At 58.5% G+C, this 25,370-nt stretch carries 23 protein-coding genes; 9 read left to right on the top strand and 14 right to left on the bottom strand.

The annotated features are described in order from the left end of the window. Positions 1 to 84: 84 nt before the first annotated feature. A complete protein-coding gene (locus AVI_RS01335) occupies positions 85 to 771 on the bottom strand; it encodes a TetR/AcrR family transcriptional regulator (RefSeq protein WP_197436511.1) in 687 nt (228 codons plus the stop codon). Positions 772 to 933: 162 nt separating this feature from the next. On the opposite strand from AVI_RS01335, the gene AVI_RS30410 reads away from it, so the two are divergent. After that, positions 934 to 1,146, top strand: coding sequence for a hypothetical protein (locus tag AVI_RS30410; RefSeq protein WP_139192440.1), 213 nt, complete (start codon positions 934 to 936; stop codon positions 1,144 to 1,146). Positions 1,147 to 1,189: 43 nt separating this feature from the next. Next, positions 1,190 to 2,305, top strand: a complete 1,116-nt coding sequence (locus AVI_RS01325; RefSeq protein ID WP_139192439.1) for a lipocalin-like domain-containing protein — start codon at positions 1,190 to 1,192, stop codon at positions 2,303 to 2,305. Positions 2,306 to 2,344: 39 nt separating this feature from the next. Here AVI_RS01325 and AVI_RS01320 read toward each other — a convergent pair whose 3' ends face one another. Beyond that, entirely contained in the window at positions 2,345 to 3,229 is an 885-nt protein-coding gene (locus tag AVI_RS01320; RefSeq protein ID WP_012654742.1) for a LysR family transcriptional regulator, read from the bottom strand. 109 nt (positions 3,230 to 3,338) lie between these two features. Between AVI_RS01320 and AVI_RS01315 the strand changes: the two genes are divergently transcribed. From AVI_RS01315 to AVI_RS01300, 4 genes are all read left to right on the top strand, one after another. Beyond that, on the top strand, positions 3,339 to 4,910 hold the full coding sequence (locus AVI_RS01315) for a proton-conducting transporter transmembrane domain-containing protein (protein WP_012654741.1): 1,572 nt from the start codon (positions 3,339 to 3,341) through the stop codon (positions 4,908 to 4,910). 19 nt (positions 4,911 to 4,929) lie between these two features. Further along, positions 4,930 to 7,356, top strand: a complete 2,427-nt coding sequence (locus tag AVI_RS01310; RefSeq protein ID WP_012654740.1) for a YbcC family protein — start codon at positions 4,930 to 4,932, stop codon at positions 7,354 to 7,356. Positions 7,357 to 7,670: 314 nt separating this feature from the next. After that, positions 7,671 to 9,233: a putative bifunctional diguanylate cyclase/phosphodiesterase gene (locus AVI_RS01305; RefSeq protein WP_156762461.1), complete on the top strand. Its 1,563-nt coding sequence runs from the start codon at positions 7,671 to 7,673 to the stop codon at positions 9,231 to 9,233. Between the two features lie 111 nt (positions 9,234 to 9,344). After that, the gene (locus AVI_RS01300; RefSeq protein WP_012654738.1) at positions 9,345 to 10,337 is read left to right on the top strand and encodes an adenosine kinase; all 993 of its coding nucleotides are present in this window, start codon (positions 9,345 to 9,347) and stop codon (positions 10,335 to 10,337) included. Between the two features lie 43 nt (positions 10,338 to 10,380). On the opposite strand, the gene AVI_RS01295 is transcribed toward AVI_RS01300, so the two are convergent. Beyond that, entirely contained in the window at positions 10,381 to 10,920 is a 540-nt protein-coding gene (locus AVI_RS01295) for an SH3 domain-containing protein (RefSeq protein WP_012654737.1), read from the bottom strand. Between the two features lie 288 nt (positions 10,921 to 11,208). Between AVI_RS01295 and AVI_RS01290 the strand changes: the two genes are divergently transcribed. After that, positions 11,209 to 12,213, top strand: coding sequence for a 2-hydroxyacid dehydrogenase (locus AVI_RS01290; RefSeq protein ID WP_012654736.1), 1,005 nt, complete (start codon positions 11,209 to 11,211; stop codon positions 12,211 to 12,213). A 78-nt stretch (positions 12,214 to 12,291) separates the two neighbouring features. Here the strand turns inward: AVI_RS01290 and AVI_RS01285 are convergent, their stop codons facing one another. From AVI_RS01285 to recF, 3 genes are read right to left on the bottom strand one after another with little or no spacing between them, the layout of a single operon-like run. Continuing rightward, positions 12,292 to 12,768: a GNAT family N-acetyltransferase gene (locus AVI_RS01285; protein WP_012654735.1), complete on the bottom strand. Its 477-nt coding sequence runs from the start codon at positions 12,766 to 12,768 to the stop codon at positions 12,292 to 12,294. Positions 12,769 to 12,810: 42 nt separating this feature from the next. Further along, positions 12,811 to 13,596 (bottom strand): molybdopterin-synthase adenylyltransferase MoeB, encoded by a 786-nt coding sequence (locus AVI_RS01280; protein ID WP_409065465.1) that lies wholly within the window; start codon positions 13,594 to 13,596, stop codon positions 12,811 to 12,813. Between the two features lie 20 nt (positions 13,597 to 13,616). Continuing rightward, positions 13,617 to 14,741 (bottom strand): DNA replication/repair protein RecF, encoded by a 1,125-nt coding sequence (gene recF / locus AVI_RS01275; RefSeq protein WP_012654733.1) that lies wholly within the window; start codon positions 14,739 to 14,741, stop codon positions 13,617 to 13,619. Positions 14,742 to 14,903: 162 nt separating this feature from the next. Between recF and AVI_RS01270 the strand changes: the two genes are divergently transcribed. Next, a complete protein-coding gene (locus AVI_RS01270) occupies positions 14,904 to 15,128 on the top strand; it encodes a SlyX family protein (RefSeq protein ID WP_012654732.1) in 225 nt (74 codons plus the stop codon). A gap of 41 nt (positions 15,129 to 15,169) precedes the next feature. Here the strand turns inward: AVI_RS01270 and dnaJ are convergent, their stop codons facing one another. The 4 genes from dnaJ to AVI_RS01250 all read right to left on the bottom strand — a co-directional run bounded on the left by dnaJ (position 15,170) and on the right by AVI_RS01250 (position 21,517). Further along, positions 15,170 to 16,312 (bottom strand): molecular chaperone DnaJ, encoded by a 1,143-nt coding sequence (dnaJ, locus tag AVI_RS01265; RefSeq protein ID WP_012654731.1) that lies wholly within the window; start codon positions 16,310 to 16,312, stop codon positions 15,170 to 15,172. 4 nt (positions 16,313 to 16,316) lie between these two features. Further along, positions 16,317 to 16,778: a hypothetical protein gene (locus AVI_RS01260; protein WP_012654730.1), complete on the bottom strand. Its 462-nt coding sequence runs from the start codon at positions 16,776 to 16,778 to the stop codon at positions 16,317 to 16,319. Continuing rightward, positions 16,778 to 18,694, bottom strand: coding sequence for a molecular chaperone DnaK (dnaK, locus tag AVI_RS01255; protein WP_012654729.1), 1,917 nt, complete (start codon positions 18,692 to 18,694; stop codon positions 16,778 to 16,780). The genes AVI_RS01260 and dnaK overlap by 1 nt, the downstream gene beginning before the upstream one ends. 321 nt (positions 18,695 to 19,015) lie before the next feature. Continuing rightward, the gene (locus AVI_RS01250; RefSeq protein WP_012654728.1) at positions 19,016 to 21,517 is read right to left on the bottom strand and encodes a transglycosylase domain-containing protein; all 2,502 of its coding nucleotides are present in this window, start codon (positions 21,515 to 21,517) and stop codon (positions 19,016 to 19,018) included. A gap of 214 nt (positions 21,518 to 21,731) precedes the next feature. Here AVI_RS01250 and AVI_RS01245 point away from each other — a divergent pair, with 214 nt between their 5' ends. Further along, positions 21,732 to 22,055, top strand: a complete 324-nt coding sequence (locus tag AVI_RS01245) for a hypothetical protein (RefSeq protein WP_012654727.1) — start codon at positions 21,732 to 21,734, stop codon at positions 22,053 to 22,055. Between the two features lie 128 nt (positions 22,056 to 22,183). On the opposite strand, the gene AVI_RS01240 is transcribed toward AVI_RS01245, so the two are convergent. The 4 genes from AVI_RS01240 to AVI_RS01230 form a co-directional block, all read right to left on the bottom strand. Further along, the gene (locus tag AVI_RS01240; RefSeq protein WP_012654726.1) at positions 22,184 to 22,642 is read right to left on the bottom strand and encodes a YbaK/EbsC family protein; all 459 of its coding nucleotides are present in this window, start codon (positions 22,640 to 22,642) and stop codon (positions 22,184 to 22,186) included. Positions 22,643 to 22,872: 230 nt separating this feature from the next. Further along, the gene (locus AVI_RS30925; RefSeq protein ID WP_156554009.1) at positions 22,873 to 23,037 is read right to left on the bottom strand and encodes a hypothetical protein; all 165 of its coding nucleotides are present in this window, start codon (positions 23,035 to 23,037) and stop codon (positions 22,873 to 22,875) included. A 65-nt stretch (positions 23,038 to 23,102) separates the two neighbouring features. Further along, positions 23,103 to 24,491 carry a dipeptidase gene (locus tag AVI_RS01235; RefSeq protein WP_012654725.1) on the bottom strand — a complete coding sequence of 463 codons (1,389 nt, stop codon included), beginning with the start codon at positions 24,489 to 24,491 and terminating at the stop codon, positions 23,103 to 23,105. Positions 24,492 to 24,563: 72 nt separating this feature from the next. Further along, positions 24,564 to 25,013, bottom strand: a complete 450-nt coding sequence (locus AVI_RS01230; RefSeq protein ID WP_012654724.1) for a MarR family winged helix-turn-helix transcriptional regulator — start codon at positions 25,011 to 25,013, stop codon at positions 24,564 to 24,566. Positions 25,014 to 25,370: the final 357 nt, after the last annotated feature.

The following is a 25,370-nucleotide window of genomic DNA, read 5'->3' as shown; positions in this document are numbered from 1 at the left end:
TCGCATTCATGATGCAGGCGAAGACGGAACCAGCCGTGCAAAAGGATGTACGGCTGGCAGACCGGCCTTCGTGAGCAGCAATTTTCAAGCATCGTCGACGTTTGCTTCTGGCTCGCCACTCCCCAGGCGCTGTAGCGCAGGCATCAAAACCGTATCCAGCAGTCGGTTGAGGAAAGCTTCGTCAGCCGGCATGCGCTTCACCACCGCTTGATAGAAAATCATCGTTTGCGCCACATCGTCGAGCGGCACCGCATCCAGGGCCTGCGCCCGCAATGCTCCCCTTTGCACAGCCCGATCAATGACACCACGCCATCCTTCGTTGCGGATTGCTTCGAGTTTCCTGGAAAGCAGAGCTGCTAATTCCGGATCATGGTGCATGGGCAATAGCAGGCCGGCGAGCATACGCGCCCGCTCTGGATTAAGCGCTTCGGCAAGCGTTTTCAAAAACGCGAGCAGGTCGGCACGCAGAGAACCATGGTCTTCCAAGTGCAATTGCAGCTTTGCGAGATCATCCTCAATCGCCGCAACGATCAGGCTCTTTGCATCTGGATAGCGTCTGTAAATGCTGGTCGCGGGAATACCGGACAGCCGTCCGACCTTGGCCATGGTCACACCCTCAAGACCCGTCTGGCTGAGAAGCTCAAGCGTGACGCGAATAAGCGCATCATCAAGGTTCTTATCGCGCGGCCGGCCCTGCTGCGGTGAATTTGAATCGTCAGAGTTCAACACAATACTCATCTTAAAAGCTTCCCTGTCGATATCGACACGCATCGCCGCGATACGCGCTCTTGATAGCGGAGGCAATTGGGTTTATGAGTTTCGCTATAGGTCAATAGCGAAATTGTAAACGATGAACAACGTCAACACCTGTTTCCCTCCGCTCTCACAAACGGCAAGCAGACGGTCGATCCGGTGGGGAGGTGCCTCACAGCTGTGACGGTAGAGCAGGAAATCGTCTCGCCCACGGAACCGAAACACGAAAGCGTGGCGACGATATCCGGCACCTTCGACGGAAAAACCATGACCGACTTCACCCGCATTGAAATGATGGGAACTGGCGCGGCTGATCCCGTTGCGGAACACCGCAGCCCGCGCACGCCCTTAGGGGTTATTTCTCCACAAGCACAACTATTACCAAGTCTCTGACATGCTGAAGCATCTTCGACTTGAAAAATTGAAAGATAGCAAAATGAGCGATTTGAACAAAGATTTCCCCCTTCTGTCGCAAAAGGCCCGCAGACGGGCGGTGCTTGGCGGGGGCTTGGCGCTTGGGGCCTTCAGTCTCACAGCGACCTCTGGCTTGGGCGCACCCATCGCCACCGGCACGGCCCGCTCCACATCCGGCACGCCGCTGTTTGTCGATACGGTCAAGGACCTGGCTTCTCATCCCTTGACCGTTCTGGAATCCTGGTATGTCAATGCGGCCTTCGAAAGTCGGGGCAAGATTGTCGGTTTCGAATGGCATCAAAGCGTCACCCCACAGGGCAGCATGACCGAGTTCCTGCTGATGAACGGATCTGACGGCATCTGGCGACCGCAAGTCGCCGCAGAACCGGCATCGGATAAAGTCGGCGCTGCAACGACGGAATGCCATGTCTATTCAAGCCTCGGCACGCTGAAGGGGGACCGGTCCCAGTTTCAGCTCAAGCTCGGATCGGGACAGAACTCCGTCGACGTGGTGCTGACGCCGCAGCGAGAGGAACTCTATAACGGCACAACCGGCCTTCTCCGCTTTCTCGGCTCTGATTCCTATGAGTTTGCCTTCCCCAACATGCGGGCCAAGGGATCGATGACCATTGATGGCGACGTGTTTCCAGTCGATGCGAAATCGGTGTGGTTTGATCGGCAATGGGCCAAGTCGGAAGCCGCCGACCCGCAAGAGCAGGCGAAAAAGGCTGAACAGATCAATCAATCTCACTGGACGTGGCTGGGACTGACGTTCGGGGCATCAGACAAATGCGCGATTTCATTCTGGGATGTCATGGAACCCAACCAGCGCTCGACCTTCCTGACCTATTTACGCGAGGACGGGGTGCAGATGAATGTCGATGCGCAGGTGGAATACGATCGTATCTGGACAAGCAGCGATACCGGGCAGCGTTATCCTGCTGTTGCGCATATAACCGCGCCAGCAATCAATCTCGACATTGTGCTGACAGCGATGCTTGAGCGACCAGAATTTGTCTATCAACCAGGACAAGGGCATAGCGGATGCCAGTCACTCTGCCTGGTGAAGGGCAAAATCGGCGCGAACATCGTCAACAAGCCGGCTATCCTGGAACTTATTGGCGGTATCGACCTCTGACAAAGGCTCCAAGGCGGCGATAGCCGGTGCAGACCGCGATCATAACACCCTACCGCTGGCCAGCAGTTCGGCCAGCATCGTATTGGGAAAGCGTCGTTTCTGAATGATTGCATAAAAGCTTTCGATGACTTCAGGAATGCGGCAGTGTTCGATGAGCACTCCCGCCTCCAGTTCGTCGCGCACGACGATCGGCGGCACCAGCGTGAGCCCTTCGCGCTCACGTGCCAGAAGGCGAAGCATCGCCATATCATCGACCTCGGCGAGAATGATGGGTCGTATTCCGGCCATTTCGAGAATCCGGTCAAAGGCCACGCGGATATCGCTGTCGAGGCTGGGCAGTAGCAACGGCTCGGTGCGCAGGTCGTCGGGAAATTTAAAACTCTGCCCATCAGGCCGGGGGCGTCCAACCAGGCTGACCGGCTGCTCGTTCAGCAGATGATTGCGCAGCAGTGAGCGTGCATCACGCGGGGCAGCGCTGTTTGCCAGCACCACATCGACGGCATGGGCTTCGAGTTGAGCCAGGAGATCGCGCATATTGCCGGAACGCACAATCAGTTCCACGTCGGAGCGACCGACCAGCGGGCGCAGGAATTCCAGCTGAAAGTTGCGCGACAGAGTCGTCAGCGCCCCGACCCGCAGCACTTGGCGGCTGGCGGTCGGGCGGCCACTGAGCGTGCTCATCAATTCGTCACCGGCCTTGAACACCGTATCGGCATAATCCAGCGCGATCTGTCCGGCCTCTGTCAGCACGAGCTTCTTGCCGACGCGCTCAAACAGCGCATGACCCATCTGGTGTTCGAGCTTCTGGATCTGCACAGACAAAGCTGACTGCGACAGGTTCATATGCTGTGCGGCCCGCGTCAGGCTGCCTTCATGCGCGACCGCCCAGAAATAGCGGAGATGATTAAAATTCAGATCTCTCATATCGTTCTTTTAAAACGAACGATATCGACAAAACAATGAATTTTTCTTGGGCTCAGGGCTTGGATAAGAGTGGTCTCCGAAGCGATCCTGCCTGAAGGGAATACCACCCGTGTCCATCCAGTTCCTGCCCTTGCTGGCGCCCCTTGCCCTGCTTGCAAGCGCCGTCATCAGCTTTGCTCAAAAACAGCAAAGGCCCAGATATAGTCCTCGGCTGGCGCAGGCCGCAGCGCTGCTGGCACTTGCAGTCGCGCTGGCCGCAGTTATCGCGCTGATCCTGCTAGGCCCCGGCAGCAGCCCGTTGATCGGGTTTGCCACGGTGGGTCTATCGGTTCGGCTGGATGCCGTCAGCGCTACCATGCTGGTTCTGGTGACATTCATCGGCTGGGTGGTCACACGCTATGCCGCCACCTATCTGGATGGCGAGGACCGGCAGGGAGCGTTTACCGGTTGGCTCTGCCTGACCCTCGCTGCGGTGCTGTTGCTGGTCACGGCAGGCAACCTGCTGCAACTGGTGCTCGCCTGGATCGCTACCAGCCTGTTTCTGCATAAATTGCTGCTGTTTTATACGGGGCGGGTGGCGGCCCAGCGCGCCGCACGCAAGAAATTCATCACCGCCCGCCTCGGCGATGCAGCGCTGGCCGCTGCGGCCGCTTTGCTGGCAATGGCGTATGGAACCGCCGATATCGGTGAAATTCTCAATGCTGCCCGTGCCGGATATGACGCAGGACAGAGCGGAGGCCTTATTGTTGCCGCAGCAAGCCTGCTGGCGCTGGCAGCCGCGCTTAAATCCGCGCAGTTTCCCACCCATGGCTGGCTGACCGAAGTGATGGAAACGCCAACGCCGGTCTCAGCGCTGCTGCATGCGGGGGTGATCAACGCCGGTGGCTTTCTGCTGATCCGTTTTGCCGATGTCATGCTGCTTGCCCCCGGCGTGCTGGCGGCGCTGGTCATACTGGGCGGCTTCACGGCCCTGTTCGGCAGTCTGGTGATGCTGACCCAACCAGCGGTCAAAACCTCGCTCGCCTGGTCTACCGTGGCGCAGATGGGCTTCATGATCTTCGAATGCGGCCTGGGGCTGTTTGCGGTGGCCCTGCTACATATCGTGGCGCATTCACTCTACAAAGCCCATTCCTTCCTCGCCTCCGGTGGTGCGGTAGAACGGGTCGCCGCGATACCCAGGCCCGGCCCGGTGGCCATACCCAATGCGGGCGCAGTCGGGCGAGCCTTTCTGTCGGCCCTTGCCATCTACTGTGTCGTGGGCTTGTGTTTCGGGCTGGCGCATAAATCGCCACAGGCCATTGCGCTCGGTGCCATCCTGATTTTCGGTGTCGCCTATATGCTCGCCCAGGGCTTTGCCGATGCGGCCCCCAAGGCATTGACCCGGCGCACGGCGCTCTATGCCATCACCACTTCGGTCGGCTATTTCGCCCTGCAAATGGCTGCCACCCTGATGACATCAGGGGTCCTGCCCGCCACGCCTGCACCGCAACCGCTGGAATGGGCGCTGATCGCGCTGGCCGTCGTCAGCTTCGGGCTGGTCGCCGTGGTGCAGGCGATGTTCCCGCTCTGGGCCTATCATCCGGCAGCGGCGGGCCTGCGCGTCCATCTTTCCAACGGCTTCTACGTCAATGCCATCTTCGACCGCCTGGTCGGTGGCTGGTCGATCCGCAGCCTGTCTTGATGAAATCGGAGTTTTGACCATGTTGCATAGCCCTATCCCGACCAAAGCCGATCCAATGATCTTCGAGGCGGCGGCAGACCGTGCCGCACGGGCCATTCCCCCCGTCTGGCCGCTGATGTCGAGTGTCGCCGTCAATCCTTTTCTGGGGCAAGCGGGTGAAACCCTTGCGAAGGCAGGTGCCCGGCTGGCGCGCGTGGCGGGCATCGCCATCACCATGCCGCGCCACTGGTACCAGCAGAAAATTGACACGGGTGAGATTTCCGATGCGGATCTGCTCGCGGCCTTGGCCTGCGCGCCTGCCGATCTGCGGCCAATCGATCTCGCTGCCCTGAAGGCCGCCGCCGCTCTCAACCCGCCAAGACCACAGGCACTGGCCTCGGTGGCGGATCTGGCGGCGCGGGCCTCCGGGGTGGATTGGCCGGGTCTGCTAACCGAGCGGCTTGGTGCCTGGATGGCGGGCTATTTCGATGAGGGTCAGGCGCTTTGGGCCGCGCCCCGCGGCAAGAGCGCCTACGGTGCCTGGCGGGCCGTGGCAACCCATGACCTGACGCCGGAAATCGCCGGTCTGCGCGGTTTTGCAAGGCATGTCTCGGAGGCACCTGAAACAGCAATGGCGGTTATCGCCCGTGTCTGCACTCGCCTCGACTTGCCTGTCGAGGCGCTGGAGACCTATTTTCACCAGATGCTGATGTCATTGGGTGGCTGGGGGCAATATGCACGCTACAAGCTCTGGCAGGCGGAACTGGCCGGTGGATCCGACCAAACGATCACCGACCTTCTGGCAATCCGGCTGATCTGGGAAGAGGCGCTGTTTCTGCGCTATGGCGACCAAATCGGCGAAGCCTGGGCGCATGTGCGGGTTGCCCATGCGGCACCGGTCGTGGCGACCCCCGACCTGATGATCGACGCCATCCTTCAGGACGCAGCCGAACGTGCGGCACAACGAGAACTGGCACGGATTCTAGCAGGAAACGCCCCGCAGATCCACGAGACCCGGCCTCTGGTTCAGGCCGCCTTCTGCATCGATGTGCGCTCCGAAGTGTTTCGCCGTGCGCTTGAGAGCCTCAATCCACAGATCCAGACGCTCGGCTTTGCAGGCTTTTTCGGTCTGGCCGCGTCGCATCGCCGTTTCGCCTCCGATGTCGCGGAATCGCGGTTTCCAGTTCTGCTCAATCCTGCACTCAAATCCCGCGCTGGCGGGCCTTACAGGGCCGAGGATGCCGAGCCGCAGCGGATCAAGGCCCGGGCAAAGCGGGCCTGGGGCCGGTTCAAGCTGGCGGCTGTCTCTTCCTTCGCTTTCGTCGAGGCGACGGGGCCGATCTATGTCGGCAAGCTGCTGAGTGATGCACTCGGCCTCCCCCACGCTTCAGCCCCGAATGACCCCGCACCACAACTCGATCCGGCGCTCGATCTGGCGAGCCGGGTCAAGGCAGCCGGGGCGGTGCTACGCGCCATGTCGCTGACCACGGGCTTTGCGCGGCTGGTGCTTTTAGCGGGGCATGGCGCCAATACTGTCAACAATCCTCATGCTAGCGGCCTGCATTGCGGTGCCTGCGGCGGTTATTCAGGCGAGGTCAATGCCCGCCTACTGGCGGCCTTGCTGAATGACCCCGACGTCAGGGCCGGACTGACCGAGACCGGCATGGCGATCCCGCAGGATACACTGTTCCTGGCGGCCCTGCATGATACGACCACCGACCGGGTGACGCTCTATGCGGATGATCATCCCTGCCAAACCCATGAGGCCGATATCGCACAGGCCAGAACCTGGCTTGCCGATGCAGGCAGGCTTGCAAGGGGCGAACGCGCGCTTCGTCTGCCGCGCGCGGCAGATGAGACATCCATCTCAAAACGCAGCCGCGACTGGTCAGAGACCCGGCCCGAATGGGCACTGGCTGGCTGCAAGGCCTTTATCGCCGCTCCCAGATCACGCACCGCCACTAAAAACCTCGAAGGACGAGCCTTCCTGCATGATTATGATTGGACACAGGACAAGAGCTTCAGCACGTTGGAGCTGATCCTGACAGCCCCGGTCATCGTTGCAAGCTGGATCAGCCTGCAATATTACGGCTCGACCGTGGCACCTGAGGCTTTCGGTGGTGGCAACAAGCTTCTGCACAATGTCACCGGCGGTATCGGCGTGGTGGAAGGCAATGGCGGGCTTTTGCGGGCCGGTCTTCCCTGGCAATCGGTCCATGACGGGCAGAATTATATGCACGAACCGCTGCGCCTGTCGGTCTGCCTTGAGGCACCCGTCGCGGCAATCAGTGAGGTACTGGGCCGCCATGACGGGGTGCGGGCCCTGTTTGACAATGGCTGGCTACATCTTTTTACCCTCAATGAGGAGGGCAGCATAGCCTGGCGATACAATGGCGGTCTGCAATGGGTGCCGATAGATGACACAGAGGACGCCGAACAGAGGTCAAAGCTCAAGGTTGCCGTGTAATCGGGACTGGCGGCTAGAGTCTGTCAGGTTCAGATTGAACCAGACAGACTCTAGATTCTTTTGTTTTCGTTTGTCTTTTCGGGAAAACCGGGTTCCACTTTTCCCTGACAAACTCTAAAACAGGAATCCAATGAGCGCGGTCTGGGGTGGGCATCCCGTCTGCGATGATCCCAATCTGGCATCATAATTATGCCCATCACATCTGCGTATTTCCTATTTAAGGAATATTTTTAACGGCTATTTCACAGTGATTGTGCTTTCGTCATGACTGGCAAACGGGGTTGACCGTGGCCGGGGAGATCGACAGCGTGAAGATGGCATCTATATTTCGAAACAAGCCAATAAAAGACGGCGCTATATTGCTGAGCGTCGGGGCTGCGATATGGGCCATTGCTATCCAATTCGACTTCCATGAGCATCTCGATGCCTTCCTGCATCGCAATGAAGCCTGGCAACTCGATGAATTTTTCAACGTCGTGACGATTACCGGACTGCTCAGTCTGATCTTCGCCGCGAGGCGCATTGGCGAGCTGAAAGCAGAGATCCGGCTGAGAAACGCCGCCGAAAACAATATGGACTGGCTGGCCCATCACGACGCCCTGACCGGGCTGCCCAATCGTCGGGCCCTGTCCGATCGGCAGGCAGAGATGGAAGCCTTGCAGGATGGACGCCACTGGGTGATCTACTCCATAGATCTCGACGGGTTCAAGAAGGTCAACGACCTCGTGGGCCATCAGGGCGGCGACCTGCTTTTGCGGGAAGTGGCGCAGCGCTTGATGCATGCGCTGCCCAATGCCGATGTCTACCGGATGGGCGGCGATGAATTCCTGTTGGTCAGCCCTCGCCCGACGAATATGGATTATCGCCATGCGGGCCAGCATATCGCCAGGCTTTTGTGCAATCCTTACGATATTGGCGGCATGACCAGCGAAATCGGTGCCAGTGTTGGTTTTGCGCTGTTTCCGGAAGACAGCGACGACTTCAAGGATGCCACGCACTGCGCCGATGTGGCGATGTATGTCGCCAAGAAAGCCGGGCAGAACAGCGTCTATGGCTTCGAGCGAATCATGGAAGACCGGGTCATGCGGCGGGCCGAAACCGAAATGGCGCTGAAGCGTGCGATCCGTGACAACCTGATCGTTCCCTATTACCAGCCATTGATCGATCTCAAGTCCGGTGAATTGCGTGGATTCGAGGCGTTGGCACGATGGAAGACCGGCCCTAACCATTACGTTCCCCCCAGTGATTTCATCGAATTGGCGGAGACTGCCGGGCTGATTGTCGAGCTGTCGGATAGTCTGTTTCGCCAGGCTTGTCTTGACGCGCTGCAATGGCCCGACACTGTACGGCTAGCCTTCAACATCTCGCCAACGCAATTCATCGACCGCCAGTTGAGCCTGCGGATCATGTCGATCCTGATGGAGACAGGATTTCCACCCAGCCGGCTAGAGATCGAGATCACCGAGACGGCGCTGGTGCATGATATCGAACTGGCAACCCAGATCCTGGCCGACCTCCGGCAGAGCGGCATCCGGATTGCCTTGGACGATTTCGGCACGGGCTATTCCAGCCTGTCGCAATTGTCGAAATTCACCTTCGACAAGATCAAGATCGATCGGAGTTTTGTCATGAGCTACGATGTTGACAAAAAACAGGAAGATATCATGCGCGCCATTCTGGGCCTCGGCCAGGGTCTTGGCATTGCCACTACCGCCGAGGGTATCGAGGATGAGAATCAGTTGGCATTTCTGAAAAGCATCGGCTGCGATTTCGGCCAGGGCTTTTTGTTCAGCAAGGCGCTGCCAGCAGAAGAGGCGCTCTCATTAACGACCAGGGATGCCACAATAAAGCCAGATTCGGCAACCGTGGCACGATAGAAACTGAGCTCGATAGCAGGCGGGGCCATTCAGGCCGGCAATTTTATCTTTCCTGAACGCCAAAATTCGCTAAGAGCTTATCGTAATATCAATGGACGGATTCAGCCTCCCATGACGCAATTTGACGTGCTCACCATCGGCAACGCTATCGTTGACATCATCTCCCGCTGTGAGGATCAGTTCCTGGAAGAAAACGGCATCGTCAAAGGTGCCATGAACCTGATCGATGCGGAACGCGCCACACGGCTTTACAGCCTGATGGGGCCAGCCATCGAGGCCTCAGGCGGCAGTGCGGGCAATACGGCAGCAGGCATTGCGAGTTTCGGCGGTAAGGCCGCTTATTTCGGCAAGGTCGCCGAAGACGAATTGGGTGAGATTTTCGCCCATGACATTCGCGCCCAGGGCGTTCATTACCAGACAATGGCCAAGGGCCAGCATCCGCCAACCGCTCGCTGCATGATTTTCGTCACCGAAGACGGCGAGCGCTCGATGAACACCTATCTCGGCGCCTGCGTGGAGTTCGGTCCTGAAGACGTCGAGCCGGAGGTGGTGAAACAGGCCAAGGTCACCTATTTCGAAGGCTATCTCTGGGACCCGCCGCGTGCCAAGCAGGCGATCGTCGATTGCGCCCGCATTGCCCATGAGCATGGACGGGAGATGTCGATGACCCTGTCCGACAGTTTCTGCGTGCATCGCTACCGCGCCGAATTCCTCGACCTGATGCGCTCAGGCACCGTCGACATCGTGTTTGCCAATCGGCAGGAAGCGCTTGCCCTCTATGAAACAGAGGATTTCGACGCAGCACTGGACCAGATCGCCAAGGATTGCAAACTGGCCGCCGTGACCATGAGCGAAGAGGGAGCGATGATCATCCGCGGCAGCGAGCGCATCCATGTGCCTGCCACAACCATCGCCGAACTGGTCGACACGACCGGTGCTGGCGATCTGTTCGCCTCCGGTTTTCTTTATGGCTATACGCAGGGGCGGACTCTGGAAGAGTGTGGCAAGCTCGGTTGCCTGGCAGCCGGTCTGGTCATCCAGCAGATGGGACCCCGACCGCTGGCCTCGCTGCAAGAGGCAGCGGCGGAAGCAGGGCTTATTTAAAAGGCCCGATTATGGGAAGCCTTCCGTTATCTAGAGGCTCCCCTTATTTGAAGGCTTCGCCGGGATAAGCGCCCCAGATTTCCCCCTGGGCGACCCATCCTTTGGTGCCGTCGACTTCGGCGCGGCACCAATTGCCATTGCATTCCAGTAGCTTTATCAGCACGCCGGGTTGAAGCTTGGCGACCACGCCCGCTCCTGCCTGCCCTTCACGGCGCATATTCACATAGATATTGTCGCCCTTGCCCTTCATCCACGGGGCTGCAAGGGCGCTGCGTTCACCGGACAGCAATGTCTGGTTTACCCAGCCCTCGGTACCATCGGCATCGCGAATACGCCGCCAATTGTCATATTCCTGAATGATTTCAACCGGCAAACCTGCACGCGTATACATCCAGGACGTGGCATAATCCGTGCTGGGACCGATTCGCAGATTGACCCGCGCCGATTTCAACGTCACGAAACGCGGCAGCGGCAGGCCGCTCATGCCCTTGGTTGGACCTTGCGCGACGGCGGCGCCTGCCCATATGACACAGAGAGCGGCGATGAAAGGAATGAGACAGGAGCGTTTGAACCCGTTGGGCATGGCATTTCCGTTGATCGATCGATAAAACGAAACCCGAAGCCCCCGCCAGCGGTTCCGTCGCTTGTATGTGATCCTTAACGGCGAAGATATAATTGTCTTCCCGAACAGGTTTGATAGAAATAAGCCGGACTGCGCAATATCTCTCTCGACCGTAATGGCTCGAGAATAATAGTGCGGAGCTGGCGAAACCTCTTGAAACATCCGTCCCGCGCCAGCGACGCGCGACGACTGGCCGGAATCATCGCCTGTGTTGGTTAAGGACCTGTTTACAAAGCATCGAAAGTCTTCATGACCCAGCGGAAAAAGACCAAGGTTTACATCACGCGCAAACTGCCGGACGCAGTAGAAACCCGCATGCGGGAATTGTTCGAGGCAGAGTTGAACATTGACGACACGCCGCGCAGCCGGGACGCCCTGATGGATGCGGTGAAAACCTGTGATGTTCTGGTGCCGACCGTGACCGACCGAATCGATGCCGGATTGATCGAGGCGGCTGGCCCGCAACTGAAACTGATTGCCAGTTTTTCCAACGGCACCGACCATATCGATGTCGATGCCGCGGCCCGCAAGGGCATTACCGTGACCAATACGCCGAATGTGCTGAGCGAAGATACCGCCGACATGACCATGGCGCTGATTCTCGCCGGTCCGCGGCGCCTGGCGGAAGGCTCACGCATTCTGACCGACCAGCCCGGCGAATGGGCCGGATGGTCGCCAACCTGGATGCTGGGACGGCGGATCTGGGGCAAGCGAATCGGCATTGTCGGCATGGGCCGGATCGGCACCGCGGTCGCCAGGCGGGCCAAGGCGTTCGGACTTGCTATCCACTATCACAACCGCAAACGGGTCAGCCCGCAGACGGAAGATGAGCTGGAGGCAACCTATTGGGACAGTCTGGACCAGATGCTGGCCCGGGTTGATATTGTCTCGGTCAATTGTCCATCCACACCGGCCACCTACCATCTGCTTTCGGCGCGGCGTTTGGCGTTGATGCAGCCGACCAGCTATATCGTCAATACCGCCCGGGGCGGCATTATCGACGAGAGTGCCCTCATTCAATGCATCCGTGACGGCAAGATCGCGGGCGCAGGTCTGGATGTGTTCGAGAATGAACCGGCAGTCAATCCGAAGCTGTTGAAGCTGGCGGAAGACGGCAAGGTCGTCTTGCTGCCGCATATGGGATCAGCAACCATTGAGGGCCGGATCGATATGGGGGACAAGGTGATCATCAATATCCGCACCTATTTCGATGGCCACAGGCCACCGAACCGGGTTTTGCCGGGGCGCGACTGATCACAGATACTTTCATAAAAGGCTTGAGATGTTCGAAACTGAAATAAGAACAGCCATTTTCAATGGCTGTTCTTATCATCAGAGGAGTGGCTTTTCCATCAGCACGAACGTTGCCCGGTCATAACCGGGATGGCTTTTTTCCCCGACAACATGGAAGCCCCATTTTTCGAAGCGCTTGTGATTGTTATCAAGCTCGATACGGGTTTCCAATTGCAAGTGCCTGACACCACAGGCATGAGCAACACCTTCTGCCGCTTTCAGCATGGCGCGGCCAATCCCTTGCCCCTGAAGGCCGGGAAGTACGGCGACCTTGCCGACATAGAGCCGATCTGCCTCGCTCTGGCGGCAGAACAGACAGCCGACCAGCTTGCCATCGATCAGGGCGGCATAGCCGATTTCCTCATGCGCCTTGGCTTTCAGGGCTTCCGCCGTCAGCTTCAACGCCGAAGACGGCGGATCGATCAGCGGATGCATGTAGTCGAAAGCTTCCAGCACTAGGGCCAGAAGATCATCCCAATTTTCAAAATGCTCGTCGATCTGAATGATCTCGACCATGGTCAGCCTTTCCTGTTCCTGTCATCGCTCTGGCCTGTTTTGTCATGGCGCGGACCTGTTGCTGTCACGACGCCGGTAGCGCACCGTGTCGAACCGAGCGGACAGGGCATCATACATTAGCAGACGTCCTACTAACGGTTCCCCAATGCCGGTAATAAGTTTGATCGCTTCCATGGCCATCAAGGTGCCGATCACCCCGGTCAGCGCACCGATAATGCCGGTCTCGGCGCAGGTGGGAATGAGACCGGCAGGCGGCTTTTCCGGAAAAAGATCGCGGTAACCAGGATAGAGCACCCCATCCGGTCCGGTCTCATAGGGTTTCAGCACTGTCAGCGAGCCTTCAAAACGCCCCACAGCACCGGTCACCAATGGGCGGCAATGCTGTTGTCCGGCATCGGCGGCAGCATAGCGGCTGTCGAAATTGTCTGAACCGTCGATCAGCAGATCGAACCCGGGCAGATGCGTTGCCGCGAAATCCGCATCGAAGCGTTGCTCGAACCGCATCACGCGCACATGTGGATTGAGTCTGGCAATGGCCTTTGCCGCGCTTTCCGTCTTCAGGTCGTGCAGCGTGCCGCTGTCATGGATCACCTGCCGTTGCAGGTTGGAGAGCGAGACGTGGTCGTCATCGGCAATACCCAGCGTGCCGATACCGGCTGCGGCCAGATATTGCAGCACGGGCGCGCCAAGCCCGCCTGCGCCAATCACCAGCACGCGGGCGGCTTTCAGCTTCTGCTGGCCTGCCCCGCCGATTTCCGGCAACAGGATGTGGCGTTGATAACGCTGGATTTCTTCGGATGAAAGCGTCTCCATGGCCTGTTGTTGCATGTCTTTGGCTTTCCGAATAGTCACAATGACAGATGGCCGTCATCCACAGTGACGAATTGTGCCCGATCGCCCAGACTTGCAAACATCTGCGCATCGGTACCGGTCATGAAAGCCTGGCCGCCGAGCACGTCGATCCGGTCGAACAGGGCAGCGCGACGGCCCTCGTCGAGATGGGCGGCAATTTCATCCAAAAGCAGGATCGGCGCAAAACCGGTCATCGTCGCCACCAGTTCGGCATGGGCAAGGATCAGGCCGATCAGCAGAGCCTTCTGCTCGCCGGTCGAACAGCGCTCGGCTTCCATGTCCTTTTCCCGGTGACGGACCAGAAGATCGCTGCGATGCGGCCCCTCCAGCGTGCGGCCCGCCGCCGCATCCCTGCCCCTGGAGCCTGCCAGACTGTCGCGATAGGTGTCTTCGAGATCGATAGCCGCCGTGCCAGCATGCTCATCCATGAAGCCCGACAGCATCAGGTCTGCCCCCGGAAAAGTTTCAGGCTCCCGTCGCTGCTCGATAAGAGCGGCCAGCAACCGCATCATTTCCTGACGGGCGAGCGCCATGGCAATGCCGAGCGCCGCCATCTGCTGCTCTATCCCGGCAAGCCAACTGGCATCGAAACGACCTTCAGAGAGCAGCTTGTTGCGGCTGCGCATGGCGCGCTCGAAGTCGCTGGCGCGACGGCCATGCTGTGGATCGATCGACAGGACCAGCCGATCCAGAAACCGGCGCCGCTCGGAAGAGGAGCCGGTGAAGAGACCGTCCATGGCGGGCGTCAGCCAGAGAACGCGCAGATGATCGGTCAATTCATCGACGGAGCGCACCGAGGCGCCATTGATGCGCAGACGCCGCACCGCCGTCTCGTCCAGAACCTCCGAACCGGTGCCAAGCTCCACGTCTCCGGCCATGCCCTCCAGGCTGGCAAAAATCGAAAATCCGCTTGCCGCACCGGCCCGCGCCACATCGGACAGCACCGCACGGCGCAGCCCGCGCCCCGGCGACAGAAAGGAAACCGCTTCCATCAAATTGGTCTTGCCGGAACCATTATTGCCGGTCAGCACCACATGGCGGCCATCGAGCCGCAAGGAGGCGGAGCCGTAATTGCGGAAATCTGTCAGCTGCAGCCGGTTGATGAAGGTTTTTTCAGCCATGCATTCCCATATCAAATCGTCTCACGGGACAAAGCTGTAGTGTCATATGTAAGACACGAAAAAAGCTGTATCATTTTATTGTCCGCATCAAGCCCAAAGCAATTCCGTTTCCGGCAATTATGCAGTAGCTCGTCCTGACGAAGACAATGGCAGGAGTACAGCATGGCTAGCGCGAAAGACGCCGACGCAGAAGACCGCCTGATCCGGCTTGAGGAAACGGTTGCCTATCAGGCCAAGACCATCGAAGAGCTTTCAGATCAGTTGACCGAGCAGTGGAAAGTGGTGGAGCAGACGCGGGCCAAGCTTGATCGGCTGACGGAACGGTTTCTCAGCCTCGAAGAACAAGCAGCGGACAGTGTACCGATCACCAAGCCTCCACATTATTGACCGTGGAAAAGGCCGATGCGAAGCGCACCGGCCTTTTTTCATCAACCCTCGAAGAACTCTTTCATCCGGGCGAAAAATCCAGTCGATTCTGGATTGTTCTCCTTGGACGAGATCTGGTCGAATTCCTGCAGCAACTCGCGTTGGCGCTTGGTGAGCTTCTGCGGCGTCTCGATCTGGATCTGGATGTAGAGATCACCCATCTGCGCCGAGCGCAGCACCGGCATGCCCTTGCCCTTCAAACGGAACTGCTTGCCGGGTTGCGTACCTTCCGGCACGGTGACCCGCGACTTGGTTCCATCCAGCGTGGTCACGTCGAACGTGCCGCCGAGTGCAGCGGTTGTCATCGAGATCGGCACGGAGCAGTAGAGATCGGCACCTTCGCGCTGGAAGAACTGGTGCGGCTTGACCGACAGGAAAATATAGAGATCGCCTGACGGCCCGCCTCGCAAGCCCGCTTCGCCCTCGCCCTGAAGACGAATGCGTGTCCCATCTTCGATGCCGGACGGAATGGAAACGGACAGCTGACGCTCTTCCGTGACGCGGCCCTGGCCATGGCATTTGCCGCAGGGATCGCTGATCGTCTGGCCCCGGCCCTGACAGGTCGGGCAGGTCCGCTCAATGGAAAAGAAGCCCTGGGCAGCCCGCACCCGTCCAGACCCCTGGCAGGTGGCGCAGGTGGTCGGCTTGGTGCCGGGCTTGGCGCCCGAACCGGAACAGACTTCGCAGGTAATCGAAGTCGGAACCCGGATCTGCGCCGTCTTGCCGGTAAAGGCTTCCTCCAGCGAAATTTCCATATTGTAGCGCAGGTCGGCACCACGTTCACGGCCACCGGTGGAGCGTCCACGCGCATTGCCGCCACGCCCGCCGCCCATCATCTCGCCAAAGATGTCCTCGAAAATATCCGAGAAGCCGCCGCCAGCAAAACCACCGCCGCCGCCAGCGCTGCCCATGCCACCCTGCTCAAAGGCAGCGTGGCCGAAACGATCATAGGCAGCCCGTTTTTGCGGGTCCTTCAGCGTTTCATAGGCCTCGTTTATTTCCTTGAACTTCCGCTCGGATTCGGCATCACCAGGATTTTTGTCCGGGTGAAACTTCATCGCCAGCTTGCGGAAGGCGCTTTTCAGCTCTTTTTCATCTGCGGTTTTGGAGACACCGAGGGTCTCGTAGAAATCTGCTTTTGCCATCGTCCTACAAAGCTCTCAAAGCTTTTTCCACACCCGCGTGGTTGCTTGTCTTCTGTCCCACCTGCGCGTCGCAGGCAGACATGTCCCTGTTAAAATCTGCCGCCGCCTGGCGGGCATCATCCATCAGCATTTTTCGCGCAGCACCTTTTTGCGTGACCGCCTCCGACAGCGACATGCCGGCAAAGCCCAGGGAGTGGGCCGCCAGATCGCAGGAAGAGACCTGCCCACCGGACTTCTTGCGCTTCAAGGCATCCTCGATCAGCGGACCGAGACCACCAACGGTTCGCCGCAAAAGCGCCGTATCCCGTTTGGCAATCGCCTGGAGGATAGACGCTTCGGCAGCACTGACTTTCTGGTGAACATCGGCGCCCGCTGCCGCATGCGCGGCTAGGCACCCTGCCAAAGCAAACGCGGCTGGCCCGAAGGCCAGCCATCTCACAAAGGTATGACGCCGCGAATTCCGCATCAAGCAGACTTCTTCGTGTTGTCGTCCTTCACTTCTTCATAGTCGGCATCGACGATGCCGTCATCATGGTGACCACTTGGCCCACCCTCGGCACCGCCTTCAGCCTGCTGGGACTCGTAAATCGCCTGACCAAGCTTCATGGACACTTCCATCAAGGTCTGGGTCTTGGCCTGAATGTCCTCGGCATTCGGTTCCGAGGTTTCAATCGAAGACTTCAGGGCAGCAATAGCATCCTCGATCGCCTTCCGGTCGTCTGCGGAGACCTTGTCGCCATAATCCTTCACCGACTTCTCGGTGGAATGGATCAAGCTTTCAGCCTGGTTCTTGGCTTCGACCACAGCGCGACGGTTCTTGTCGGCCTCAGCATTGGCTTCAGCGTCCTTGACCATCTTCTCAATATCAGCATCCGACAGACCACCGGAGGCCTGAATGCGGATCTGCTGTTCCTTGCCAGTGCCCTTGTCCTTGGCCGAAACCTGCACAATACCGTTGGCGTCGATATCGAAGGTCACTTCGATCTGCGGAACGCCGCGGGGTGATGGTGGCAGACCAACCAGGTCGAACTGGCCGAGCAGCTTGTTGTCCTGCGCCATTTCGCGCTCGCCCTGCGACACGCGGATGGTCACAGCCTGCTGGTTGTCGTCAGCGGTCGAGAACACCTGGCTCTTCTTGGTCGGAATCGTCGTGTTACGGTCGATCAGACGAGTGAAGACACCGCCGAGGGTTTCAATGCCGAGCGACAGCGGGGTGACGTCGAGCAGCAGAACGTCCTTAACGTCGCCCTGCAGAACGCCAGCCTGAATGGCAGCACCCATGGCAACCACTTCGTCCGGGTTCACACCCTTGTGTGGTTCCTTGCCGAACAGCTGCTTCACAACTTCCTGCACCTTTGGCATGCGGCTCATGCCGCCAACCAGAACAACTTCATCAATGTCAGCGGCGGTGACGCCAGCGTCCTTGAGGGCTGCCTTGCACGGTGCAACAGTGCGCTGAACCAGATCGTCCACCAGGTTTTCAAACTTGGCGCGGGTCAGCTTCATGGTCAAATGCTTTGGACCAGAAGCGTCAGCCGTGATGAACGGCAGGTTGATTTCGGTCTGCTGCGACGAGGACAGTTCGATCTTGGCCTTTTCAGCAGCCTCCTTCAGGCGCTGCAGAGCGAGCTTGTCGTTCTTCAGCTCAATGCCCTGTTCCTTCTTGAACTCAGCAGCCAAATATTCGACCAGACGCATGTCGAAGTCTTCACCACCGAGGAAGGTGTCACCGTTGGTGGACTTCACTTCAAACACGCCATCGCCGATTTCCAGAACGGAAATATCGAATGTACCACCGCCCAAGTCGTAAACGGCAATGGTCTTGCCTTCGGTCTTGTCGAGGCCATAGGCCAAAGCAGCAGCCGTTGGCTCGTTGATGATGCGCAGCACTTCAAGACCAGCGATGCGGCCTGCATCCTTGGTTGCCTGACGCTGAGCGTCATTGAAGTAAGCGGGAACGGTGATAACGGCCTTTTCGACCTTTTCGCCGAGATAGGCTTCTGCGGTTTCCTTCATCTTCTGCAGGATCATCGCAGAGATCTGGGCTGGCGAATAGCCTTTGCCCTGAGCTTCGACCCAAGCATCACCATTGTCGCCCTTGATGATCGGGAAAGGCACGAGGCCCTTGTCCTTTTCAACGGTCGGATCTTCGTAGCGGCGGCCAATCAGGCGCTTGACAGCGAAGAGCGTGTTGGTGGGGTTTGTCACCGCCTGGCGCTTAGCCGGCTGGCCGACAAGGCGCTCACCATCGTCCGAAAAAGCCACCATGGACGGCGTGGTACGCGCGCCCTCTGAATTTTCAATGACCTTCGCATCCTTGCCGTCCATGACAGAAACGCAGGAATTGGTCGTTCCAAGGTCGATACCGATTACTTTTGCCATTTTATTCTCTCCTTGAAGCAGGCTGTCCGAACCCCGACAGGCATTCCAGTGACAGCCCCTCGACGTGGATTGTGGTCTACGGGATTGCGCAGCGACGCTGCCTTATGCGGGCTATATAAGAACCGAAATTTACGACTGCAAGGCACCAAATTCACGCCGACCACCAAGTTTACGCATTTCCCGCAAAACAAGGTATTGCGGATGGTGCCAAGGTGAACAAGCCATACAACCGGGAGCCAAATCCCATCAGATGTGGCAGGCATTGCTTGCCTGGAGCCTACGGCACGATCAAGGCGTCATAGCACATATAAAATCCAGCCGTTACCGTCCCATGATCACATCCAGCAGCGTGGTCTTTCCATCGCCATGGCTCTGCGCGCGGGGCTGTTGTCCTTCACCGACATCGGCCGGAGGCGCATAGCCGCCATCAGCACCATAAGGATTACTGTCGGGATCTTCACCCGGATAGCCATCCTCAGGCATCGGATTGTTGCTGCGCAAAGCCCCCGGCGGAACCCGGCCTTCCAGAACGGCGCCATCGCGTGGATTGACCGGCGGGCGCGGCTGTAATGGGGCCTGGCCCGGCAGTTGACCCGGATTCTGGTTTGGCATCTGGCGCGCCTGAGGTGGATAAGCCGGATTGGCATCACCAGGCTGAATGCCGGGCGCATTGCCGGACAGCGGACCCGGCGTATTGGCAGGCGCTGGTGGCGCCGGTGGATAGCTGTTTTCCTGATCGGCAGGGGCAGGCGTGGACGGCGTGCCGGACAGGACCTGCTGGATCATCGTCGTCAGCGACGGACTTTCCTCGGTCTGTGGCGTCGGATCGCCAAACAACGGCACCGGTGTCAGACCTTTATGGGCAACCGTCATGAAATCCTTCCAGGTCTTGGCAGGAAGACCGCCGCCGGTCACCTTCTTCATCGGCGCCCCGTCGTCATTGCCGAACCAGACGCCGGTGGTGAGATTGCTGGTAAAGCCGACAAACAGCGCGTCGCGGAACGACTGTGTCGTTCCGGTCTTGCCAGCTGCTTGCCAGTTCTTGAGCTTGGCCGCCTTGCCGGTGCCCTCGGTCATCACAGATTCCATCATCCGGGTCATCTGCCCAACAACCTGCTGATTGAGCACTCGCGGGGGCTCGCCGTAATCGGCTGTATAAAGCACCTTGCCATCGGCATCGGCAATCTGGCTGATCACATGCGGGGTTGCCTTGTAGCCGCCATTCATGAAGGGCGCATAGGCTGCCGTCAGCTCCAGCAGTGAGACTTCCGAGGTGCCGAGCGCAATCGACGCATTGCTTTGCAGATCCGATTCGACACCGAGCCGGTGGGCAAGTTTGATCACCTGATCCGGGCCAACCTCCATCACCAACTGGGCGGCCACAGTGTTGAGCGAATGGGCGAGCGCGTAGGAAAGCGTCACCGGTCCATTGTATTTTTGCTCGTAGTTTTCAGGGGTCCAGTTGCCAATCTTCACCGGACCGTCATTGCGGACAGTGCTGGGCGTATCGCCGATTTCCATGGCAGCGGCATAAACGAAAGGCTTGAAAGCCGAACCCGGCTGCCGTTTGGCGGTTACGGCTCGATTGAACTGACTGGTCGCATAATCCCGACCGCCGACCAAAGCACGCACCGCGCCATTGCCATCAATGGCGACAAGAGCCGCTTGCGAGGCATTGGATTTCTTGCCGTCCTTGTCCAGCGTGGCAGCAATTGCGGCCTGCGCCGCATCCTCCAGCGTCGGATCGATCGTCGTGGTGACGACAATGTCCTGTTTGACCTCGCCGATCAGCCCTTTCAACTGGCCCGCCACCATGTCGGCCACATATTGGCCTGCACCATCGGCCTGCCGCTTGGCGTGGTCCGGGGACTGTTTCATGGCGCGGTCGAAGTCGCTGTCCGTGATGTAGCCCTGTTCGCGCATGGCGCCCAGCACGACCTTGGCCCGATCCTGGGCTGGCTTTGGATCGTTGACCGGCGACAGCCGCGACGGCGCCTGAACCAACCCGGCCAAAAGCGCCGCTTCGCCCAGATTGACGTCACGCGCAGAGGTATTGAAATAGCGCCGCGATGCCGCTTCGACGCCATAGGCATTGTCGCCAAAATAGACCCGGTTCAGATACATGGCCAGGATCTGATCCTTGGTATATTTCTGCTCAAGCCACAGCGATAGCAGCACCTCCTGCACTTTGCGCTCAAACGTCTTCTTGGGCGACAGAAACAGGTTTCGGGCCAATTGCTGGGTGATGGTCGATCCGCCCTGAGCCTTATGGCCCAGCAGAATATTGGTGACGAAGGCGCGGCCGACCCCGATGAAATCGACACCGAAATGGTGGTAAAACCGTTTGTCCTCAATCGCCACGATCGCTTCCGGCAGATAGGGCGACATTTCATCGATGGACAAGGCTTCGCCACCGGTGACACCGCGATTGGCGATCAATGCGCCATCGACAGAGACAATCTTGATATTCGGCGCGCGGGCCGGCACGGTCCAGGAACTGGCGCTTGGCATCTGGGCGGCAAAATAGATGACCAGGCCAACGACGCCGATCGTTCCCCATATGCCCAGCACAACGCACCAGTAGAACAGCCTGCGGATACCCCCAAAAAGGCCACCGGACTGGACTTTCTCACGTTTCGGGCGCGGATCGGCAACCTCTCTCGACCGTTTGGAACTGGTGGCCGGCATTTTTTTCCCACCCGAGGCCGAGCGTCCGCCGAGCACGCGATCATTGCTGTCGAGCCTGATCTCGTCACCATCCTCATTCTCAGCGTCGCCAAGCCTGGGCTCAATGCGGTTTCGTGACTTTTTCATGCCTGCCATGGCGCGAGGGCCGTTCTCCAGAAGGGTGCCAGAAAGGTAATCATAGGGGCTGCTTCAATCCCCTGCTTATAATGTCTTGGGCATGGATGGAAGACGGATGGGATGGGCAATGTCTATCCGTTGATTCCATCCCATTGCGTTCTTTTCGAGAACCGAATGGAACCAAAGCGGCATGGAACCGTTATTTTCCCGAAAACACAACAGGGAGTTACCCATGGCTGATACGACGCGTATGCAAGCTGAAATGCGTGAGCTTCAGGCTCAGATCGCGCAATTGAAGGACAAGTTGGCTGAGCAGGGTCATTCTGTGGCCGATCAGGTTCGCGGAACCACATCTCATGCGCTGAGCAACGCTGCCCGCAGCGCGCAGGACGTGGCACGCTATGCCAAGGATGAGGCAACATCGGTTGCTGGTATCGTGCGCGAGCATCCGACTGCAACATCGACCGCTCTGCTCGGCATTGCTCTGGTGGGTGCGTTCATTGGTTATCTGGTGGCAAGCCAGTCCACGCCAGAACCCCGCCGTCGTTGGTACTAAGGCACTGATCTGAAACTGCTATGCAGTTTCGGAAAACAGGCATTCGTCGTTTTATGGCGAGGAGGAAAGGCGGCGCATCCTGCGCCGCCTTTTTTGTATTCGATCACTGATATCAATGACCCTTTATCTTATTGGCAGACATCGACCCATTCCGCCCCGGTCAGATCGACTATGCGTTGCGGCGCAATCTTGACGGCGGAATTGGTGGCTCCGGCGGCAGGGACAACAATGTCGAAACGCTGCAACGACGTATCGCAAAACACAGGAAGCGGGGTGGCCAGCCCGAAAGGACAAACGCCACCCACTGGATGGCCGGTCAGCGCCACGACCTCTTCCGCTCCCAGCATACGGGGCTTGCCCCCGAACCGCTCCTTGAATTTCTTGTTGTCTAGCCTTCGCTCGCCTGCGGCAACCACCAGCATGATGACGTCCCCAACCCGCAAACAAAGGGTCTTGGCGATCTGGTCCGGCTCGACACCATGCGCCAGGGCGGCCAAAGGCACGGTGGCCGAGCTTTGCTCGGTTTCAATCACGGTGATATCCGGCGCGTGGGCCGAAAAGAAATCTTGAACGGATGTAAGGCTCATGGTCTTTTCATAAAAGGACAAGCGCCAACCTGCAAGAGCTTGCAGACATCGGATGATCTTCCAGACATCGCATCGGGATGATCAAGAAAATAACTGGCAAGAAAATCAACTGGAGCCCTTGAAAAGCCTCAATGAGATGCCATTTATGTTGAAGACGTGAAGGACGGGGCATTGCTGCCGAGGTCGCTGACGATGCTTAATACAAGTTTAGGCATTTGGCGCGATACTCATTAAAACGCAGCAAACAGGGTGAAAACCCGGTCCTCCTTCAGGTTGAAGCCTCGCGCTTCGTTGACCACGGATGTACTGGCAACGATAAGAGCGAGTTTTGGAAAGGTCGGGTTTACTCCCCGGCCTTTTTGCTTTTCTGGCCCCTTATCATTTTTCCACGCCACGATACGCGATCCAAATGAAAACGCCCGGAGTTCGTCCGGGCGTCGTCGCAATCGCGTGTTTGGTATCAGTGCGCCAGCGCGTCCAGAATACGGATCCAGGACCGGATACCCTTGTGGAAAGATTCCAGCTCGTATTTCTCATTAGGCGAGTGGATGCGGTCATCCACCAGGCCAAAGCCGACCAGCAGCGAATCCATGCCGAGCATGGTCTGGAAATCCCCGACTATCGGGATAGAGCCGCCCATGCCGATCACTTCAGCGGGCTTTGGCCATTCATCCGAAAGAGCGGATTTAGCCTTGGTCAGGAAGGGCGAATCATAGGGAAGCTGGATGGCTGGCGATGCCCCATGCTCGTGAAATTCAACCGAGCAGTCGCCGGGAATGCGCGCCTTGACGAAAGCCCGGAAGTTTTCGCGGATTTTCGCCGGGTCCTGCTCACCGACCAGACGGAAAGACACTTTCGCTGACGCCTTGGAGGCGATCACGGTTTTGAAGCCTTCGCCGGTATAGCCACCGGTAATGCCGTTGACTTCGGCGGTCGGACGCGCCCAGGTCAATTCCAGGACGCTGCGGCCTGTTTCGCCTGATGGGATCGACAGGCCGACATCATTGAGAAATTTGTCGGCAGTGCGGCCCAGCTTTTCCCAGGAGGCCTTGATGTTGACTGGTGTTTCCTCGACACCCTCGTAGAAACCATCAATGGTGACCCGGCCCGTCTCGTCATGCAGGTCGGCCAGCACCTTAGCGAGAATATGGATCGGATTGGCCGCAGCCCCGCCGAACAGGCCGGAATGCAGATCACGATCCGCCGCCGTCACGGTCACTTCCTCGCCAACCAGGCCGCGCAGGGCTGCCGCAATCGCCGGAGTCTCGCGGTCCCACATCCCGGTGTCGCAGACCAGGGCGAAATCGCATTTCAGCTCGTCTTCATTGGCCGCAAGAAATGGCTTCAGCGAAGGCGAACCGGATTCTTCCTCGCCCTCGAACAGGATGGTGATCTTGATGGGCAGGCCGCCATGCACGGCTTTATAGGCCCGGCAGGCCTCGACAAAGGTCATCAATTGGCCCTTGTCATCGGAGGTGCCGCGTCCGGTGATCACCTTGCGGCCCGGCTCGATCTCCTTGATGGCAGGCTCGAACGGATCGTTTTCCCAGAGATCGAGCGGATCGACCGGCTGCACATCGTAATGGCCGTAAAACAGCACATGTGGCGCATCCGGGCGGTCAGCATCGTGATGGCCAACGACCATCGGGTGACCGGGCGTGTCGCGCACGGAGGCATTGAAGCCTAGACCCTTCAGCTCCTGCGCCAGCCATTCCGCTGCCTTACGGCAATCGGCCTTATAGGCCGGGTCGGTGGAAATCGAGGCAATACGCACAAGGTCGAAAAGCCGATCAAGGCTTTGTGGCAGCGCCTTGTCGGCCTCGGCGAGAATGGGGGCTAGATCGGTCATGGGCATGTCCTGGACTGTTCAAATCAGCCGGGACGATAGACCATGAGCCCGACAGTTTCGAGACAAACAGCGTCAAATATTTGAGCTTTTGTCGCTGCTGCGGGCATTTTCCAGGGCCTGACGAATGAATTCCAGCATCAATTCCTTCTCGAAACGCCGAAACCCATGGAAAAGAGCGTCATCCGCCTCGCAGGCTGCGGAAATAGCCTGATCCCGCAACCCCTCCCCCTTGGCGGTCAGGAAAACCAGTTGCGCACGTCGATCGCTCGGATGGGGCTTTCGCTCGATCAATCCGTCGCGCTCCATGCGAGACAGGGTATTGGCCATGGTCGCCTGTTCCACAGCCACCCGCTCCAGCAATTGCTTCTGGGTCAGGCCTTGCTCTTCCCAAAGCTCCAGCAGGATTGGAAACTGACCGGCGGAAAAGCCGAGCCCTTCGGCCCGAACCTGTAAGGCACGGGCAAATTCCTTGGCGAGCTGGCTCACGAGATAGGTTGGCGATTGCCGACGATCAAACAGCATGGTGGCGATGATAGGCCGGTTTCAAAGCCGAGGCAATGTGGCCACCTTTATAGCAGAAATGCCAGGCACAAACAAAAAAGTCGTCACGGCTGGAGGCGGCGCCGTGACGACTTTTCGTAACAGGGGACAAAGGCCCGGAGAGGGGGGATAAGGCCTTTGTCCTGAAGTCTGAAGCGGCGGGGGACGAGCCAACTTTCAGACTGCGGTGCTAATCATGCGCCGCTGACTAGTAAATGCGCGGCCAAATGTGTTTTTTCAAGGGAAGGAATGATTACAAAGCGGTAAGCTTTTCGTGATGACACAGAAAAATCGTCACTTCACTCTGTAAACGGTTTTGGCGTGATGTGGCATGGACCT

It is taken from the genome of Allorhizobium ampelinum S4, from assembly GCF_000016285.1.
GTDB classification, from domain to species: domain Bacteria; phylum Pseudomonadota; class Alphaproteobacteria; order Rhizobiales; family Rhizobiaceae; genus Allorhizobium; species Allorhizobium ampelinum.
Note: the sequence above shows the minus strand (reverse complement) of the source record. Positions and strands in the feature narration are given on the sequence as shown.